Raw genomic sequence first — 19,615 nt, forward strand, 5'->3', positions numbered from 1 at the left:
CAGGGGAAAGAAGCAATATTAAGAAATAATCTGACAAATAAGCATGATTTCCCATGTATAGCAAGCTTTTTGAGATTTTCTCACGTAAATTTAGCATACTAGGTACTGAAGAACCTAAATAATTTTAGTGCTGAATTCTTTTAGTCTAAAAATTCAGCGCTATTAATGAAATTAAATCTGCGTTTATTTATAGTGATCGCGTTCTAATTCTGTAATTACTTTTTGCAAATACCACTCTTCTGGCATCTGGGGATAGTAATCTTTTTTTTGCTGAATTAATCTTTGGGCAATTTCCCATTGTCCCCCAACCAGACGCAACAATCGCTGACGCAGAAGATTATATTTGTGGTTTTTGGTTTCAGGAAGAGACTTCTGAATTTTGTTGAGGCTATTTAAAACTAGTTGATAGTTGTCCCAGTCTTCTTTTTCGAGAAAAATACTTGCTGCTTTTTGATAATTTTCAATCGCCTGTTGCATTTCTTCTAAAAGAGTATGGGCAATACCGCGATTATAGTAAGCTTGGGCATCTTCAGGATTAATTTGTATTGCTTGGGAATAATCTTGAATTGCACCGATATAATTGCTGATTGCTCGATAGGCATTACCTCTAGCAACATAGACTAAGGCATCCTGGGGTTGAATTTGCAGTGCAGAGTTAAAATCTGCGATCGCACCTTGGTAATCACCTAACAAAGAACGGGCTTTACCTCGGTTACGATAGACAATAGCATCTTGAAAATTTAATTTTAGTGCTTGATTAAAGTCTGCGATCGCACCTTGATAGTTACCCATTTTGCAACGCACAACCCCACGACAGCAATAAGCTTGGGCATCTTGCGGATCGGCTTGCAACACCCAGTTTAAATCTTCAATCGCCTGGCGGGTATCTCCTTTTTCTGCCTTATCTAATAGTTGCGTAAAATATTCCTTCTCGGATTTGATGGTGACACTTGGAGAAACTGCTTGCTGAACAGCTGGTTTTTCTGGTGGTTGTAGCTGTTTAATTCTTTCCAAACAGAGACGACAATTTTCTTTATCCTTTTGCGCTAGATATAATTCTGCCGCTTTTTTAAAATTAGCGATCGCATCGTGAATATACCCCTGTTTGCGCCGTATCATCCCCCGCAGACTATAAGCTGCCGCATAATTAGAATTCAGGCGAATAGCACGTTCCACATCTTCCAGCGCACCCGGCAGATTTTTCAATGCCACCTTTGCTAAGGCGCGAGAATAGTATGCTTCTAAACTTTCGGGATTCAGCTTCAGGGCTTCGGTATAATCGGAAACAGCCTGGAGAATTTCCCCTGAGTCATAATATGCCAAACCCCTTTGCAAGTAAGCTTCGGGGAAATAAGATGTCGCCTGCAAAGCACGATTAAATTCCTCAATGGCTCCAGCGTAGTCTTTTTGCTTAGCTTTCTCCAATCCTCGATTATAGAATTCGTCATACATAGCTTTTATTCACTTAACTGTGTCAGTTATGGCTATAGTAAGTATTCACCGTGACTCTAGCTTATTTCCTATGTTAATGACACAGTTCATAAGCGTCAGGCGTTGCACATTTGCGAGATCATTTTTATTTCTCTCCCTTAAAAAACTCCTTTGACCCTAGCCTACCCTACCCTGCGGGTTCTGCTTTGCAGTACGGGGAAAGGGAAAATAGCCAAATAAGTTTTGATTGTAATCATCATATTAAGCTATTTCAGTCAATACACGCTCTGAGATTTTTAAGATAAAATGTTAGTGAATAAACCATATTAAGTACTAAGAAGACGGAGAATTGCGCGCGTCTCGTCTTCTCTGCGCCAAGTACTTCTAGCGAATGCAATTTTGATAAACCACTTGCGACAATCAATAGCAAATCAGTTGCTATCGCTAAGCGTGGCAATACAGACAAACAACTTTAACTAACTAAATTTGAGGAGTCATAACAATGACAGGTATTAGTTTCCGAAGGTTACCTGAAAAAGTATCAAAAATATCAAACGAAACTTCAAAAACTATTACAGATGAATTTATTGATATATGTAATTCTAATATTTATAATTTGTAGCTCTATTTATAGTAGAACGCTCTAATAATGTTTCTAATTGAGTATATCTATTATTAATTTTGCTATAAGAAAGTTCACAGATTAATTGAAATGAAAAAAAGTTTTATTGAAAAGATAAGAAACGACGCACCTATTATAGGAACAGTTGTCACCCTCAACTGTCCTGAAATAGTAGAGATTTTATCCCTGTGTAATTTTGACTGGCTGTTTCTCGACATGGAACATGGAACGTTATCGGTTGCTTCGGTACAACACCTGATTCAAGCAATACGCGGTGATTGTTCCGTGATTGTGAGAATTCCTGAGAACAGTACCGTATGGATCAAGAAAGTATTAGATACAGGGTGTAACGGTATCCTTGTACCACAGGTAAAGAATGCAGACGAAGCACGACAAGCTGTAATGGCAAGTAAATACCCGCCAAAAGGTGAACGAAGTGTAGGTATTGCTAGAGCACATGGCTATGGTATGTCATTTGCTGAGTATGTGGCTTGTGCAAATGACACAATTGCTCTAATTATCCAAATTGAACATATTCATGCTGTCGATAATCTTGATGAGATACTTGATGTTGAGGGAATTGATGGGGTTTTTATCGGCCCTTATGACTTGTCAGGCAGTATGAATATATTAGGGCAAGTAACTAGTGAACTTGTTCAAGAGGCAATACAGCAGGTTAAGCAGAAATGTAAAGCAAAATCTATGCCAGTTGGTATTTTTGTTATGAAAGGAGAAGCTGCACAGAAGGAAATTAAAGATGGCTGCAAATTCATTGCCGTCGCTATTGACAGTGTTCTTTTATGCAATGCTGCTCAAAATGCACTCGCCTTGGCTAAGGGTTCAGCTACCAATTAATAGCAGGCAGTAATAGCGTTTCACTATAATGGGGTATAGACAAATTCTAGAAAATAAATTTCTCTATTACCTCCTTCCTCTGCGGCCTCTGCGGTTAAATAAAATACAGCAGAATTCAGGAGTTAGAATTCAGAATTCAGAAGTAAAACAGTCTTTATGCTTGGGTTTGAGGCTTAGAATCTGTACTTCACTAACTTGAAATTTGCTGTATATTTGAACCGCAGAGAAAGAAAAAAAGTACATGTAGGGTGAGTACTACCTCAATACGGTTCAGTTAACCTCAAAAACCGTACCATGTACTTTAGACTAAAAAGCTAATTTTTTGCTTTAATCAGCCAGAACCTTTGACTGAATTTTGAACTACTTAAATTAATTAGATAAAGCTAGATTTTGATAGTTTTATAGCTTGTCTGACTTGCTCAATCCTACCAATAATTTTAGTTAACTTTGGCAGGAACCCAATCATCACGCTTAGGTTGGTCAATACCAGGTGATTGAATACATGTTAAATAACATTGTCCTTCACCTTGCACAGTAAAACCATGAGCGACATTAGTGGGATTATAAATTCGATCTCCAACAGTAATAGGAAACCATGTACCCTTGCCTCCTGACATACCTAGACTATCTGGCTCAGAAGTCGGCAACCAATTTTCTTCTACAAGCGCATAAGCATTAACCGGGTTAGGAAAACCTTCAGCTTCCGCAAGCATTACACACAACGCATGGGCTATCGGATGAGCATGTACAGAACCGGGGTAATTACTTTTAAGGCCAATGAGTATAACTTCCAGTCCCTCTGGCTCGAGGTTGTATCTTTCTATAAACGGTTGCAATATTTCTTTGCGTATCGACATTTTTTCAAACCCGTGATAATCCTTTTTTGTCGACCAATCAAAGATTTCTGCCGCAGGTTTTCTTCTTAACATATCGAGCAAGTCATCGCCAATCACTTCTAAAGCTTCTCTTGATACTTTTGATAGCTTTTGAGTTGGCTTAGGGGAAGTAGTGCCTGTCATGTTCTGACTCCTTAAATTTAGTTATTTAAAGTTGTTTGTCTCTATTTCCACACTTATTGTTTGCAACTGATGCGCTATTGATTGTTGCAAGTGGTTTATCAAAGTTGCATTCAAAGGTGGTACTTGTCACAGCGAAGATGAGACGCGATGAATTCTCCGCCTCTTAAGTACTTTATGGTGATTTACTAACATTTTATCTAAGAAAATGTCAGATCATGTCTTGACTGAAGTAGTTTAATATGATATTTACAAAAAAACATCTTTTGGTATGAAGATAGCTTAGCTCCTGTCACCAAGAGGCACAGGAGAAACCCCATAGGTCAGATTTCTTTGGATATGGTGTATCACGGTTTGTATAGTTTTCCCCGCCATTCCTGACAAATTGAGATACTATAGTATTAGTTTTGTCAATTAGTAATTCTGCTGGAAACTGAAGGCAAGGTGTGGCATCAAAGTAAACTTGGTGCTGGTTTTTTAGGGCAAGAATGATGATGCGTTTAAATATTACGCGATCGCTTCCCTAAAAATTATGTTTTCTAGCACGATTTTTAGAGGCTTTTTAAGCAAAACTACTTATTAAAAACATAGTATAACCTGAACTTTTCGCGCTCACGGAGGCATCAATACTTATGCCAACATCAAATGCTCCGGAGTAAACAACTCCGCTGCCGTCACACTCCTAAAATTTATTTGATTTCCCAAAAAAATCAGTTACTTCACTTAAGTTTGCCAGTGTAGGTTGTTCTTTGATTGCTTTAACAAGATTTATTTAATTTGAGAAGTTTCCAAAAAATCAGCCAACTATGAGGAGTGACGAAAAATCCTCTAAAGCACTCTTTATACTATCAGGATGAGAAGTACAATATGGACGTTTTACATCATGACCAGACTCTTGTAGTCGAAAGTTCCCTAACTTTTAACAGTCTCTGCGGTTTACTTATGGGAAGCACACTTGCTGTGAGGATACCTAAGTTTTATGAAACTGATAGATGTAAATATTTAAGCAACATACTATCAAATTCTGTAAAAAATGAATCTACTTCTTCAGGAAAAATATACATCAGTGATGTTGACTCTTTCTGGAATACTCTAGATAAGCCCGAACTTAGGAAAAGTTACTTTAACACTGCAATACCGACAATGAGAAGGTTGCGTAAATTCAGCTTTCCTTACGCATCCCCAACTGATTTATTAAGGCTTGAGCTTGATGAGATATGGCCTAGTGGAGCATCAATCATGCATTTAGGCGGAAAAACTATGCTCTTTGGCATTACACGCATTTGGCAATTAGGCTTTGAAGCTCTTCCTCATCAAGATGTTCTTTGGAGAGAAATACCCAATTCAAATGAAACTAAAGATCAGATTTCTCAATTGGGTGTGAATGTATACTTGAGTTCAGCTGACTTAGGAGGAGAGCTTGAACTTTGGAATTATTCATTTTCTGATGAGGAGTGTGTAAGGTACGGAGTTAAGGGAAGTTATGGCTTTAGTCGTAGTTTGTTACCAAATAATTCCCTAGTTATTAAACCTGAAGCAGGAGATTTAATCATGTTTAATACTACTAAAGTTCATGCTATTAGAAAAATTTTACAAGGAGAAAGGATAACTATTTCAGGTTTTGTAGGCTACTGGGGTATGGATAAGCCGCTAAAATGCTGGAGCTAGTACCCGCAGAATTCACGCTAATTCAAAATAAAGATAAACACAGAAAAATCATCTGTGTTTATCTTTGTTTTTATTTGTAAATAGTATTAATCAGAAAGCAAACTTGGAGAAGTTAGTACAAAAACATCTCTTGTTCCTTGAGCCTCAATCTCTGGTTTAATTGGAGTAGTAAAGTGTAAAAATTCATGGTCGTTAACCAATAAAAGTTCACCAGGATTAAGAACTTTATTGAAAATGGGTTTTTCTTTATTAGCGGTATATAGATGTGTTTCTCCACCTATAATATTGTCTCTATCAACAGAGAAGATACCGATAAAATCTGTACCATCTCTATGGATACCTTCAGGCGCAGGATTACCCAAATTATCAAGCGAACAGCTAATCCTAATCTGATGAACTCCTATTTCTGCTTCTGGATGAAGTTTACAAGAATCAGTGAATGCTAAGATAAGGTTTTTAAATATATCAAGTTCTATCATCGCATCATCTAATTCTGCAAACTCTCTTTTAACATCACCTAATAATGGATTGTAATCTTTGCTTTGGTAGAAATAACCGTGAGGTAGTTTAATCAATCTATCCCCAACAACAGTAAATCGAGATAATCTTCGAGAGCGATAATTGCCTTTGATGTAAGGATCAACAGGCATATCATCAAAAAATGGTTTAAAACCTTCTAATTTGATGGAATTTACCTTTCTAAGGGTGAACAGAAAGGCATATTCTAATTCCGTTACTCCCCGAACTGTTTGCATAGGATTTACCTACTTGCAGATTGCAACCCTCCTAACTTTTTTTCTTTTAGGAGGCTGATAATATCTATTGTATGCTACTTTTTATTAAACTGTCGTAAACAGAACTACAGAAATTACCAAACTATGGTATAGAGATATGGTCTTACTAAAGTATTAGCGACTTCTAGGGCAGCAGTGCGATCGCACGCTTGCTGTCCCATCTGCTGTGATATTTATTAGTGAGAGAGTTTAGCGATCGCTCACCTGCAAACTGCTGAAATAGAAGCACGTAGCGCTGGCTTTGCACCAATTTGTCAAATCATACATGGCGAACCGGAAAAGATTATAGGCTCCTACCTAGAAACGCAAGAGATCGATTTACTAATTATGGGAGCCTACGGGCACAGCCGTATTCGGCACTTAGCCATTGGCAGTACTACAGCCCAAATACTAGGCAGCAGCCACATCCCTGCCTTACTATTTAGGTAGGTTTTTATCGCACACAATTAAAAAGTTTACTGAAAATACTTAATATCAGTAATTAATAATTAAATTGATGGTTTAATGAAGCACCAAATATAAAGTACTGGTTGCTTTTTTATATCTGTATTTACTCTAGCTTTTTGTGGTTATCTATTTAATTAATAGCAAATTATGGTTAGTATAATTTATATCTTGAGTTAGAATATTACTAATGATAAAATCCGCTACTTTACACAATATTTATATTTTTTATTTAAACTTTACTCTTTCTTGACAATACTTTCGTAAGTCTCTTTTAGGATGGGGAAAGCACACTATTTGTGTCACTATAAAGGCGCTTTAGTGAATATGTAAATTCTCTGTGTACATCATTATGAGAACAGCAGCAGACTATAAAAACTGGCTGCAAGTAAGCCGTTATAGTAATCGGGGAAGTATTTATTTGTATGCTCCGATGGTTAACTTCAATGTGATGGCTGAAGTTGGAGATACTCCCCCCTAATTTAACGTGGTTGTACTTGCTTGGAAATTTTAGAGTGATTCAAAAATTACATCTTGAGGATAGCGAGGAAATTTTATTCTCACTTTGGAAAAGTATAAATAGATGTAATTAGAATAACAACTTTGGTATTTAATAACTGATATCTGAATCTTAGTAGCTTGTCAAATTGCTCATTAATACACATCGAGAGTTAGATAATTGATGTTGTAATAAAGCATTAAGTTTCAGTATTAATCAGTATTAAATATAAAAAAGTAACTTTTATATTTCCAGCAAATACACTTAATAAATAACAATTACAGAATTGGCTTGTAATTGAAGAAGAATTCAGAAAAAGGCTCACTAATAATTGAAGAACGCTAAATCAAAGTTTTGGTGGATGTGTAAAAATGCCGTTTATTCATCCATCATGGGGGTTCTGCTTTAGCAGTACAGGTGACGCTTGTAGCCACCTACAGAAGAAAGAACATCTTCTTGCAGCGCTGGCCCACCAATCGCACAGAATTCCTCTTTCTGTATTCTCGTGAGTGACGCTTAAATTCTTCTTTGATAAATACAGTAGCTATTGTGTAGCCATTTCTAAAAATTAAATAAGTCTTCTATTTAATACCTTCTAACATTAAGGCTTGCTTTAAGTTTTTCAAATGTTTGAAAAACTTTATCTTAGCCATCGTGTTTTTCATTCATCTGTAATCTAATAATGCAGATATAGAAATATAGAAGACTATTACTTAGGCATCTCACAATTCCACAACTCTCTAAGTGAAAATTTAGCTAAGAACAATAAAGCCATGAATAACTGGAAATATTTTTCAAAATTGAAGCGGCTTCAACAACTTTTGTTTACTACTTTTTTAGGCGAAATTCCAACAATTCTGGGAGGCGTAAAATTACGTAATTTCCTATATCGCGCAATTTTCGCTCGGTTAGGTAGCTCAGTCTATATTCAAGATGGCGTCGAATTTATTAGTACTGATTCTATTGAAATTGGAAATGGAGCGTATATTTTCAAAGGTGTTCGTATAGATGCAAAAGGGCACGAAAACAATAGAATTCATTTAGAAAATGGTGTTGTCCTGGAGCGTAACGTTTTAATAGGGGCACTCAACAACACTTGTATTCACATCGGTCAAGATACTTTTATTGGTCCTAGCGTTTGTATTGCTGGCCCTGGAAATATCAAAATTGGCAAGCACTGTTTAATTGCTGCTCATATTGGAATATATGCTAATAATCACAACTTTGCAGATCCGATAGAGCCAATCAAGTACCAAGGTATCACTTCTAAGGGGATCGTGATTGAGGATGATTGCTGGTTAGGACATGGAGTGAAAGTATTAGATGGCGTGACAATTGGTAGAGGAAGTGTTATTGGTGCTGGGGCTGTTGTTACTAAAGATATCCCCGCATTTTCGGTAGCTGTGGGTGTACCTGCACGAGTAATCAAAAGCCGTGGCAGTAAAGAAGTTGCTAAGTCTACAGAATTATCTGCCTCATCTTCAAATTAAATTCGTAAAAGGTTTGCCTGGTCGTTTTATCCGCGCACAGGCAACCACTAACTAACACCATGTGCAATTGATTTGACGCAGAGGATTAGAGAATAAAAGCTTTGTAATTCAACAGAAAAATGACACGCGAAGCGCAGTAAAAATAGTAATCCTTTAGAGTTAAACTTGTTTAGCTCTTAATAATCTCCTTGCTTTTATAGAGGAGAGCGTCAAAATTATGGATTGGCTTTATCGTTACCCAACTTTATATCCTGGGATTCTACTCAAGCGCTACAAGCGCTTTTTTGCTGATGTGCAACTGACTTCTGGCGAAATAGTGACAGCACATTGTCCTAACACAGGGCCGATGACTGGAGTATCTACTCTTGGTAGTGCGGTGCAGCTATCTAAAAGTGCCAATCCTAACCGTAAACTAGCTTACACTTTAGAACTGATTCAGGTGCATGATAATGACCCGACTTGGGTAGGTGTGAATACTGCTTTGCCAAACCAGATAGTAAAGCTAGCTTTGGCAAGATATTTATTCCCAGAATTGGGTGAATATAGCCACATCAAGGGCGAAGTGGTTTATGGGCAAGACAAAAAAAGTCGAGTAGATTTTTTCTTGACAGGAAATGATGAAGATCGTCCAATTTATTTAGAAGTGAAAAATACAACCTGGACTCAAGGTAATTTAGCAGTCTTTCCCGACACAGAAACGACAAGAGGACAAAAGCACTTGCGGGAACTCATGGCGCTGCTACCCCGAAGTCGTGCAGTGATGCTGTACTTTATCAATCGAGGTGATTGTACAGAGTTTGCACCTGGTGATAGTACAGACCCTATATATGGTAAGTTGTTGCGCGATGCGATCGCTCTCGGTTTAGAAGTCTTACCCTGCCGTTTTGATGTTTCACCAGAAGGCATTCGTTATTTAGGTTTAGCAAAATTAAAAATTTAAATAAGGGTAAAAGGGAACGGGGAATGGGGAACAGGCAACAGGGACTATATATGGTGGAGGTTTTGAACCCCTACCAACATTTACTACCTATAGATAGGGAACTCAAACCCACAGGTTTTTGGAGCAGGAGGGAATAGGGAAAGATTACATTCATTAGCGTTGCTTTCGTGTTCCCTGTTCCCTGTTCCCTGACTCAACTCCTTCATTTCACAACTCCTACACGGATTGCTATATAATTAAAACCTTGTTTCATACTCAACAACAGCGCGACCTTCATCTCCGAAGTTAGTACCACCACGCACACGAAGGTCGTCATTTAAACGATAAATTACGTTGTAAAGTAAGGGTTCATCAGTAGCAAAAACCCGCGACAAAGAAACAGAAAAATTCCTAGATACATCAAATACACCCTCTGCTGCTAAACCGAGTACTGAAACATTAGTATTTCTATTAGTCACTAGAGTTGGAAATAGCCGCAATTCACTCAAGCCGATAGTTTCCCCAATTCGACTAATAGTGCCTTGCAAATTGGAAAAAACTGCCGAACCAGCTATGTTAATCAGTCCTAAACCTGTATCACCTTGCTGCAAAGTGTTAAGAAATGAACCTCCTAGCAAAGCTACGATTTCTGCTCTACTACGGCGAGGTTCGCTAGTGAGTACAAGATTTCTAGATAATTGACTGGCTGGCCCTTTTGCTATGGCTTGAATGCGCACAGTATTTAAAGTGCCAAAGTTGATTGCAGAAACATCTCGAATCTCGCTAGATATAGGTGAAGTGCGACTCAAACTGCGAGTTGCCTCTGGGACAATTGTTACTAGGCGCACATCTAAAGTTGGGTCAAATCCTCGACTGGGAGTAAATACTGCGGTTTGGTCGTAACCACGAGCCAAGGTAAATTGAGAGGTAAATAAATTTATCTGACCTCCCCGCAGACTAACCTTTCCTTGAGGACGAGGTTTAGCTAAGGTTCCGTTGAGAGCCATATCACCTTGAGCTACAAAGCTGAATAGTGGTTGACTGGTAACACGAACATCATTAGCTAAAACTAGCTGTAAATTGTCAAATGCTATAGGTATTTTTGGTGTAGTTTCTGTTGTGGTTGTTGTCGCAGAATTAGCAGAATTAGCTGAATTAGTAGCAGAGGCTTGTTCTGGTGTTGTGATTGTAATTTCTGGGGAAGTTGTTGCATTTGGTGTTGTCGCAGAATTCCTAGATGTGCTTTGTCTTAGTGATACCTGACCATTATTTAGCTCAACTCTACCGCCAAGCTGGGGAGCAAACGCTGTGCCCGTAATTACAGCATTACCGCTAACTCCACCTTGGTATAATCCTTCAAGATTTACCCTCAAGTTATCTAAAGCCACAGTTAGGGGATTAGCAGCTGCTTGTTGTTGAGCATTTTGACTAGCAAAAATCGGCAGAATTCCCGCCGCCGTTAATTGTCCGCGACTATATTGCCCTTGAAGATTATCGACAATTAAGCGATCGCCTGCAAACCGCGCTGTCCCTGTAACGTTGGTTAATGGTTCTGAGAGGCTTTGCACATTGATTGTGGCATTATTAATTGTGGCAGTACCAGTAGTCTCTGGGCGAGCTAATGTCCCCTGAACTTGTACGTTTACTTGTCCTTGACCATCTACCCATTTAACTTGATTGTTTAATACGTTTAATACTGCCAAACCTTCATTTTGAACGTTAGCCTGGATGCTAATTTGATTGCTATCTGGTTGGGCAGAAGCAAAGGGTAATTTAGCAGGAACACTGCCATTAATTTGAATTGGTTGTGTGCCACTAACTAGAACGTTACTGTCAAAATTAAATTTTGCATTATTATAGTTAAAGGCAACTTGGGCTGACTGTATAGATTGATTATTTAAGCTCCCATTTACCAATGCTAATTCCCCAACAGCTTGAGGATTATTTAAATTTCCGCTGAGGGTGGCATTAGCATTTACATTACCTGTTACATCTACAGGTAATTGAGGGAAGAAAGGTTTAATATCTGTTAGTGCTAAATTTTGGACTTGTGCCTGCCCAGATAATGCTTGTTGGCTCAATTGTCCATTAAAGGCTATCAGAGAATTATTGAAATTAACTTGCAGAGGTTGTAGCGTTAAATTACCATTCTCATAATTACCAGTAGCTACGATTTGGTTAATATTATATTTACCCCATACCCAATTAGCACCTGTAAAATTAAAACCAATATTCAAGCCCGATCGCAAACTTCCTGTTACTCCTAATCTACCACTAATGATGCCTTGCAATTCTTCTAAAGTAGGTATACGGCGAGAAGCTTGTTCCTGCGTTCTTTCTTGAACAACTTGGTTTTGAATTTTGGATAAGAAATCTATTTGCGCTAATAAATTTGTATTAGGCAGACTTACAGGCTGAGTTTGTAATGCTTCAGCACCAGCCAATTTTGGAGCCTGTAAGCCAGTACGTACATCTTGAAAATTGTAGATGTTTAGTGTTTGCAGTATATTTTCAATTCTCGCTTGGTAGAAGCTAACTTCAAATTGCAAGGGATTATTACCTGTGGTTGGTAAATTTCCACTGAGTGCATAACGAGTTTCACCTTGCAGCAATTCTCCATTAGTTAAACTGAAGTTACCATTACCATAACTGATAATGCCGCGAAACTCATCTGCTTGAATTCTGCCAATTCTGGGTTGAGCAACTGCCACATTGCCAGCTAAACTATAATCATTTAAATTAACTGTTAAATTTCCTGATAATTGTCCGTTAATTGTACCTAAGTTTGCGTTAGCAGGAATGAAACTCTTAGCTATAGATATGGGTAAATCTTGAACGTTAACTGTTAAATTATCTCCAACAGTGTTACCAGTAGCGACAGTGCGATCGCGTCTGATATTAAATGCAGTTGGACGATTATTTGCACCTAAAGAAACAGCAATTAGGTCTTGTCTACCAGCTACTTGAAATTGGGTTCCCTGTCCTTGCTGATAACGGACACTACCAGTTAACACAGGGTCAAATGCTAAACCGTTAACAGCCAAATTTTCTAAGCGAATATTGCCGTTAGCAATTGGGGTAGTAGGTGTACCCGCTACTTGTCCGTTGAAATCTACCCTACCTGCCAAGGCAATATTACCTGGAAGCTTAATTGGCAAACCTTGCAAATTATAATTCTGTGCCTGAACATTCAGGTTTAATCCGGTAATTTGGGGAGTTGGTTCCAACGCCACAGCAATATTACCAGCCGCCCTTAAACCTGGTGCAGTTGCTTGGACAATTTGCAGTCCACTGCCATTCCATTGAAATTCGGCAGTCAGTGGTTGTGTGAGTGCCGCTAAACCTTGGGAGAATCTCACATTTCCTGCGGCTTGAATGTTCTGTGGTTGAAAGGAAGCAGTAGTTCCCGCTGCTAGTACATCACCATTTAACCGCCCACGCAAATTTTGTGATAAATTATTCAGTTGAACTTGAGAAATATTGGCTAAAGCTTGCCAGTTGCCGTTCTTCAAATTGATATTTCTTAAGTTAACTCTTCCCCTAGCTAAACTCACCCGCGCCTCGCCAGCGGCTTGAATGTTATTTAAAGCAAAGGAATTAGTATTACCTGCAATCTGCACATTACTATTAACAATCTGTCCTTTGACATTTTTGGCAAATTGATTGAGTTGAATACCGGAAGCATTGGCTACAGCTTGCCACAGACCGTTATTGAGGCGGATATTATTGAGGTTAACTCTACCGCCAGCAACATTTAAATTCGCCTGTCCAGAAGCTTGAATGTTAGGTAGTTGAAATGATTTCGTAGTTCCCGCTAAATTGAATTCACCGTTTAAAATACCTTGAAATTGCGGTGGTAAAGCTGGGTTGGGGTTTTCCTGAGTGCGCGTAGCTTGGGCTAAACTATTGAGAGGAACTCGAGAAGCATCAACAAAAGCTTGCCAGCGATCGCCTATAAGTTGTCCTCTTGCTGCAACTGTACCCCCTGCTACTTGAAAAGCTGTATTTTGGATCTGGATAATTCCCTTGTTACCTGCTAATTCGACTTTGCCCGGATAAGTAGCTAGAGGTGCTTGAATTTGCACCAGGGTTTGTAAATTAGCGAGAGTTCCAGAAACTTGCGTATTTGCAGAGACTGTACCAATGCGAATATTATTTAAATTAGCGTTGTAAGTCTGCGCGATCGCATCCCCCGGTACATTCGCTGCCTGCAAGTTTACTGCAACTTTGCTCTGTTTTCCTAAGCCAACTCGACCTTTACCAGTAATTTGTCCGCCTAAGGTTGGGGTAGCTTGAATTTGGGAAATAACAATTTCCTGAGGTGTGCCCCGAAACTGAGTGGTAATTTTCTCAAAGCTAACACGGTCAATAACAGCAGGTTTAATTGTACTTACCGCACCTACTAACACTGGCTGTTTAATTGCACCTTGTAACTTGATATTTGCAGTGAAGTCGCCAGCAGTTGCGATCGGTAGTTTAACGTTAAAGGTTTGTAAGAGGTTTTGAGTGCTAACAGCTTTCACATCAGCTGTTAGGTTATAACCCTTTTGAGTATTTATAGACCCGTTGATTTGCGCGGGAATGTTACCCAAGCTTGCAGTAAAATTTTCCAGTGCAACCTGCTCACCTTGGAATTGTAATTTACCTGTAGTGTTAGTTATTTTTGTCGGAAAATTATTAAGTTGTGCTACTACTTGATTAACGCCAACTGTACCAAAAATACTAGTTTTCGGCTGATTTCGTTGTAATTTAACTGTCAAATCACTATCTATACTTCCAGCTTGCAAGCTAACTGGTGTCTGCACCAATTGCGTCAGATTAGTTGCGAGTAAACTAGCTGTACGAATTTTCAGGGATGTTTGAGATGTTTTCGGCAGCGTCTCTCCAGCAATCTGTACACTTCCCCCACTAAGAGCTTGAGTGCTAACATCAAAATTAATGCGTTGATTTTGCTCTAGAAAATTGGCAATACCGTTAAGTTGATTGAACCCAACTGTTACTCTCGGCTTACCTTGGGGAATATATGGGGCTAAGATTAAACCGCCATTTTGCAACCGCAGTGACTCTAGTTGAGTTTGAATAAAACCTTTGCGTTCTTGAGATGCAGTATTGAGTCTAGTTGAAACCCAGCGCCCTTGTTGATCCTGTTCGATATAAACAGCAGGCTGAATTAATGTAACATTTAGCTTTAATGTCCGGTTGAAAACTAATTGCCAGGGATCGAATCCTACGTCTACCGCTTGTGCTACCACTGTATCTGGATCTGTTGTAGTTGCGGGGACTAATGTTTTACCAAAACGCAAACTATTCGGCGAAAAACCTTGAACTGCGCCTAAGTTTACAGGTCGTCCTAGCAACTCCAAAAGATTGCTTTCAATTAACGGTGCTAACTTTTGATGAATAAAAATATTAGCCCACCAAATGCCCCCCACAATCCCAGCGATTAAAAGCACTCCCAAAGCAATGCTGGTACGACTTAATAACAGCAGCCATAAACGCCGATTAGAATTCGGAGAGCGTGTCATCTCTCATCCTCTGGTGATAAGCCTGGCAAATAAACTAGCATTATTACTGCTTCTTACATGCCCCTATGTATAGAGTCTACTTTATTAGACTGCCTTAAAATGGTGATTCTAAAATCATCTCTGCGGTAGATTGCATTTTTTGCACAAATTTACTGAAGATATAGGACGGACATCCTAAGAGTGGGAAAAATTCAGGCTCCAGGTTTGAAATAATCGAGGAGGCGATCGCCGGAATCTGCTCGAATTAATGCCACAACTACATCAGGTAAAGCTGTCAAGCTAGGGTAAACCAGGTAGCGTGGTTCCCAATGGGGACGAAACTTTTCTTTATAGGCGTGTAAGCCTTTGAAGTTGTAGAAGCGATTTAAATGTTCGTAAAGATAGCCTAATACTCTCTCCAAACGGCGTGATTGTGGGGTTTCACCAACTCCCGCAAGGGCAGAAAGTGCAAAATTAAAGCTATCGTAGTTTTTCTCCTTAAAATGCTGGAGCATGGAAGTAAATAAAACATCCATTGTGCCATTCTCCATTGATGGACGATGCCGCATCATATCGAGAGTTACTTCATTAAGTTGATACCCTGGCACGATATTGGCAAAAGCCCTAATTTTTCCTTCAGGATCGTAAACCACAGCAATTACACAGTCCCGCAGGTAAGCCTCGTCAAACCAACCCAGAGAAAACTTTTTTTCCGAACCTTGCACCATCCTCAACCATTCATCACTCACAGGTTTCAGCTGGCGCAACAATTCATCAGTAATTGGTGGTTGGTAAAACTTGACTTCATATCCTAGTTTCGCCAATTTATTGATAGCAGGTCGGAAGTTTTTACCAGCTTTGCCTTGTAAAGTAAAAGCTTTGAGGTCAACGATCGCTTCTTCCCCAATCTTCAGTACCCTAAAACCCAGAGAAATGTAGATGTCCAAATCATCTGGCAAAGTTTGGTAAAAAGCTGGATACCAATCGTTACGTTGGCAAAACTGTCCAAAAGCAACGATCGCCTCTTTGCGGTCTTCTATGGGCCCAATGGGATCTCCTAAGGCGATCGCACCCCGTCCTTTGGGAACATATGCAATCATGCTGCGACCAGAAGGACTAAAATAGTAACTTTTATCGTTTAATAGCGTATAGGCTGCTAAAGAAGACCTGCCATACTTTTCGACAATTTCCTTTGCTTTTTGTCGTTCATTTTGGGTAGCTGAATTACGTAAAAAAACTGGCTGCAACAGCATGACAAATGCATATGTAAAGGTACAAGCTGCAATTACATAAATAGAATCAGCAAAAAAGTCGCCAAACCTGGTTTTTGGTTGCAGTCCAGCATTATCTTCTGTAAAAAACATTGCTAAAGTTTGAACTATAGCTTCACCCCAATCAAAATTTACCGAAAACTTGCCATCTAGCAAGTAAAAACCAATTGTTCCATAAGCCAAAGTAAACAGTAAAGCACCAAATAATACCCGAACACCCCGTGCAATTGAAGGACGATCTGATTGTGCTGTAAAAACCTGGCGCATCCAAATTAGTTGCACTAATAAGACACCTGATAGTAGACTTTCTTCATAGTCCAAACCCTTCAGTAAGTGACTAATAATTGAAATTACTAATAAACCAATTGTTAACAACCAAGCAACTCGTTTTCGTCGTAATAAATTAGTTGCTAATGCTAGTAAAGCAAACCCAGCCAAAGCTGCAAATATATGACCACTAGCACGAATTTCAAAGGGCAGAAAGTGCTTTAGCCAATGATTGCGTTCAGGTAAACTAGGAGTTACTGCTGAGATTAAATTCACCACTCCCACCAACGCTGTCAGAAAAGCAGCACTTTGAAGTCCAATCTGAGTTTTTATTTTATGATTCATTGGTCATTAATTATTGGCATTTAGTTACAAAAAATTATTAATGGTATTTAATTATTTTTTTAATTTTGAATTATTAAACTGTTTTCCTACATAGGAAAGTGAATCTTTGAGATGTTTATGAAAGTAGTTCCATCCCACATCAGCACCAGACAAACCATGACCTCCGGGAAATGCAGAGAAGACATTAGCAATGCCTAATTTATTTAAGGTTTCATGAAAAGCTTTAGTAGAAGACAGTAAATTAGTGTCGCTAAGTCCTGCATCAAGATACACTCGCAATCGCTTTCTGTCTTGAATTGATAACTGTTGCACAATCTGTTGAGGGCTATTTTGCGGGCCGCTTTTATCTGTAAAATAACCGCTATGACTAAAGAAAATATTGAAGTTGTTTAGATAGCGTAACCCGATATTAAATGCTCCCCATCCTCCAGAGGATACACCTCCTATCGCCCAAAAATGGGGGTTATCTAAGGTGCGGTATTGCGACTTCACTACTTTGACTAATTCTGAACCTATCCAAGTTCCTACTTTACCATTAGGCCCATCAAAATAATCTGGATCGTACAAAGGGCTAGAACCACGATGATCGTTGCCATCTGGTGTAATCAAAATTGATGGAGGCAATTGTCCACTTTGATAAAGTTCATGCAGTACATTCAATAATGCATATTTATCAGCATAAGCACGAGCATCATCATGTCCACCGTGCAATAAAAATATTACTGGATAACGCTTTTGGGAATTTTTATTATAGCCAGGAGGTAAAATTACTCCATAGTTACGGACTTTTCCCATTGCTTGAGAATTAAAACTTTCTAACTGAAAACTCAGTCCTGTATTGGCTTGTTCTTGGGGTCGATCTAATTGTGGCGCACCTAAAATAAAGACGTAGTAGTAACCAGCAGCAGTTAAGAGAGCGATCGCTCCTGCCAAACTAATTACAACTTTAGAAATTCTCATATTTATTTAGAGCTTTATCAACAACATATAACAATATTTAACTAAGCAATATGTAGTAGTTATAGGGTGGGCAATGCCAATCTTAAAAAGGTTTAACTTCAATAATTATAATTCTTAACTATGCTAATTATTCGGAGGATTTTTAGCCCGATCAAAGCCTAAATTATCAGCAGCATGAGCTATTTGCGATACGCGGAATTGTTCACCTACAAAGGTTAAAGAATCTGCTAGGTGTTCGCGCCAGTATTCCCAAGTATGACTGCCTGGAAATTGATGAAATATATTATAAATCTTCAATTGATTGAGCACTTTAGCAAACTGTTTACCTTCATCGAGTTCTTCCGTATCTGATAGACCGGAATCTAAATAAATCTTCAACCTTTTTTTAGCCTGTGGAGAAATATTTTTGATATAAATTATCGGACTATTTTGCGGGCCACTCTTATCCTTAAAATAACCACTGTGACTAAATAAAATCGAGAATCGAGGTAAGTTATGCAATCCTACATTTATTGCCCCCCAACCACCAGATGATAGTCCACCCATAGCCCAAAAATCAGGATTGGGTAGTGTACGGTAGCGGGTTTTGACCACTTTTACTAGTTCATCGCCAACGGCTGTAGACACATTACCTTGAGGCCCATCGATATATTGAGGGTCCCAATAGGGGCTAGTGCCGCGTTTGTCGTTACCATCGGGGGTAATAATAATACTAGGTGGTAACTTGTTAGTGGCATAAAGTTTTTCTAATGTCTTGAGAGCCTGTCCTTTTTGCCGATCAAACCAGGAATTAGGATCGCCGTGTCCACCGTGAAGCAGAAAAATTACGGGATAGCGTTGTTGAGTATTTTGCTCATAGCCAGGAGGTAAAGAAACTCCATAAGTGCGATTTGCCCCCATCACTTTGCTATCGTAAGTCTCTAATTTGTAAGTGAGTGGTTTAGCTAATTCATTAGTATTTGGCTGTGGCGGTAGGATTGAAATAGTTGGCTGTAATTTTTGGGCTGGCTGTGCTGCTACATCTTGAGAGTAACGACAACTTATGAGCGTAAGTAGGGAAACTAGTAGTAGAATTTTAGATGATTTATAGTTCATTTAAGGATAGGTTATGAATATGCATTTTTATTACTCAATAGAGTAGTTGATTGAGGAGAAATAAAAATGCATAGCTAAAGTAAATTGCTAGTAAATTACTTTAGCTATGATTTTAGTAGTTAACCGAATGGACTTTATGTAAAAGAGCTTATAGTAAAGATGTGTAGCTTTTGTGTCAATTTAATGGAAATATTGCGACTATATTCATCTATATAATCGCAATATGAATGTGTAATTTTTTTAATGTAAATCAATAACCTTGAGTTAGCTCAAGATGCGATCGCGCTACCATCTTCTTGAGTTTCTAGGAAACCCTTACTGCATTCTATCAATTGTGCGATACTGAATCGCTTCGGCGACATGATTAGCTTGCAGTTTATCCTCTGCCGCTAAATCTGCAATTGTCCGTGCTACTTTGAGAATGCGATCGCTTGC

At 38.7% G+C, this 19,615-nt stretch carries 15 protein-coding genes; 6 read left to right on the forward strand and 9 right to left on the reverse strand.

Translation table 11 applies throughout. The annotated features are described in order from the left end of the window. Positions 1-183: 183 nt before the first annotated feature. Positions 184-1,452: a tetratricopeptide repeat protein gene (locus BV372_RS14725; protein WP_086687249.1), complete on the reverse strand. Its 1,269-nt coding sequence runs from the start codon at positions 1,450-1,452 to the stop codon at positions 184-186. Between the two features lie 691 nt (positions 1,453-2,143). Between BV372_RS14725 and BV372_RS14730 the strand changes: the two genes are divergently transcribed. Beyond that, a complete protein-coding gene (locus tag BV372_RS14730) occupies positions 2,144-2,908 on the forward strand; it encodes an HpcH/HpaI aldolase/citrate lyase family protein (protein ID WP_086687250.1) in 765 nt (254 codons plus the stop codon). 437 nt (positions 2,909-3,345) lie between these two features. On the opposite strand, the gene BV372_RS14735 is transcribed toward BV372_RS14730, so the two are convergent. Beyond that, positions 3,346-3,927, reverse strand: a complete 582-nt coding sequence (locus tag BV372_RS14735) for a hypothetical protein (RefSeq protein WP_086687251.1) — start codon at positions 3,925-3,927, stop codon at positions 3,346-3,348. A 939-nt stretch (positions 3,928-4,866) separates the two neighbouring features. Between BV372_RS14735 and BV372_RS14740 the strand changes: the two genes are divergently transcribed. Continuing rightward, positions 4,867-5,592 (forward strand): 2OG-Fe(II) oxygenase, encoded by a 726-nt coding sequence (locus BV372_RS14740; RefSeq protein ID WP_179198096.1) that lies wholly within the window; start codon positions 4,867-4,869, stop codon positions 5,590-5,592. Between the two features lie 86 nt (positions 5,593-5,678). On the opposite strand, the gene BV372_RS14745 is transcribed toward BV372_RS14740, so the two are convergent. Together BV372_RS14745 and BV372_RS37615 are read right to left on the reverse strand one after the other, a co-directional pair. After that, positions 5,679-6,347 carry a 2OG-Fe dioxygenase family protein gene (locus tag BV372_RS14745; protein WP_086687253.1) on the reverse strand — a complete coding sequence of 223 codons (669 nt, stop codon included), beginning with the start codon at positions 6,345-6,347 and terminating at the stop codon, positions 5,679-5,681. A gap of 163 nt (positions 6,348-6,510) precedes the next feature. Then, positions 6,511-6,633: a hypothetical protein gene (locus BV372_RS37615; RefSeq protein WP_256973226.1), complete on the reverse strand. Its 123-nt coding sequence runs from the start codon at positions 6,631-6,633 to the stop codon at positions 6,511-6,513. 11 nt (positions 6,634-6,644) lie between these two features. On the opposite strand from BV372_RS37615, the gene BV372_RS14750 reads away from it, so the two are divergent. The 4 genes from BV372_RS14750 (at position 6,645) to sfsA (ending at position 9,759) form a co-directional block, all read left to right on the forward strand. Then, on the forward strand, positions 6,645-6,815 hold the full coding sequence (locus BV372_RS14750) for a universal stress protein (RefSeq protein WP_373270770.1): 171 nt from the start codon (positions 6,645-6,647) through the stop codon (positions 6,813-6,815). Positions 6,816-7,182: 367 nt separating this feature from the next. Continuing rightward, a complete protein-coding gene (locus BV372_RS37620) occupies positions 7,183-7,311 on the forward strand; it encodes a hypothetical protein (protein WP_256973227.1) in 129 nt (42 codons plus the stop codon). A gap of 791 nt (positions 7,312-8,102) precedes the next feature. Continuing rightward, on the forward strand, positions 8,103-8,819 hold the full coding sequence (locus BV372_RS14755; RefSeq protein WP_086687255.1) for a DapH/DapD/GlmU-related protein: 717 nt from the start codon (positions 8,103-8,105) through the stop codon (positions 8,817-8,819). Between the two features lie 214 nt (positions 8,820-9,033). After that, positions 9,034-9,759, forward strand: a complete 726-nt coding sequence (gene sfsA / locus BV372_RS14760; RefSeq protein ID WP_086687256.1) for a DNA/RNA nuclease SfsA — start codon at positions 9,034-9,036, stop codon at positions 9,757-9,759. Positions 9,760-9,995: 236 nt separating this feature from the next. Here the strand turns inward: sfsA and BV372_RS14765 are convergent, their stop codons facing one another. From BV372_RS14765 to BV372_RS14785, 5 genes are all read right to left on the reverse strand, one after another. After that, positions 9,996-15,263, reverse strand: coding sequence for a translocation/assembly module TamB domain-containing protein (locus BV372_RS14765; RefSeq protein ID WP_086687257.1), 5,268 nt, complete (start codon positions 15,261-15,263; stop codon positions 9,996-9,998). A 191-nt stretch (positions 15,264-15,454) separates the two neighbouring features. Next, complete coding sequence (locus tag BV372_RS14770; RefSeq protein ID WP_086687258.1) at positions 15,455-17,125, reverse strand: phosphatidylglycerol lysyltransferase domain-containing protein; 1,671 nt, start codon at positions 17,123-17,125, stop codon at positions 15,455-15,457. Between the two features lie 51 nt (positions 17,126-17,176). Next, complete coding sequence (locus BV372_RS14775) at positions 17,177-18,085, reverse strand: esterase family protein (protein WP_179198097.1); 909 nt, start codon at positions 18,083-18,085, stop codon at positions 17,177-17,179. Positions 18,086-18,208: 123 nt separating this feature from the next. Beyond that, the gene (locus BV372_RS14780) at positions 18,209-19,180 is read right to left on the reverse strand and encodes an esterase family protein (protein ID WP_086687260.1); all 972 of its coding nucleotides are present in this window, start codon (positions 19,178-19,180) and stop codon (positions 18,209-18,211) included. A gap of 315 nt (positions 19,181-19,495) precedes the next feature. Continuing rightward, a partial coding sequence (locus BV372_RS14785; protein ID WP_218776727.1) for a hypothetical protein occupies positions 19,496-19,615 on the reverse strand: 120 nt, incomplete at its 5' end.

The organism is Nostoc sp. T09, from assembly GCF_002154695.1.
Classification (GTDB): domain Bacteria; phylum Cyanobacteriota; class Cyanobacteriia; order Cyanobacteriales; family Nostocaceae; genus Aulosira.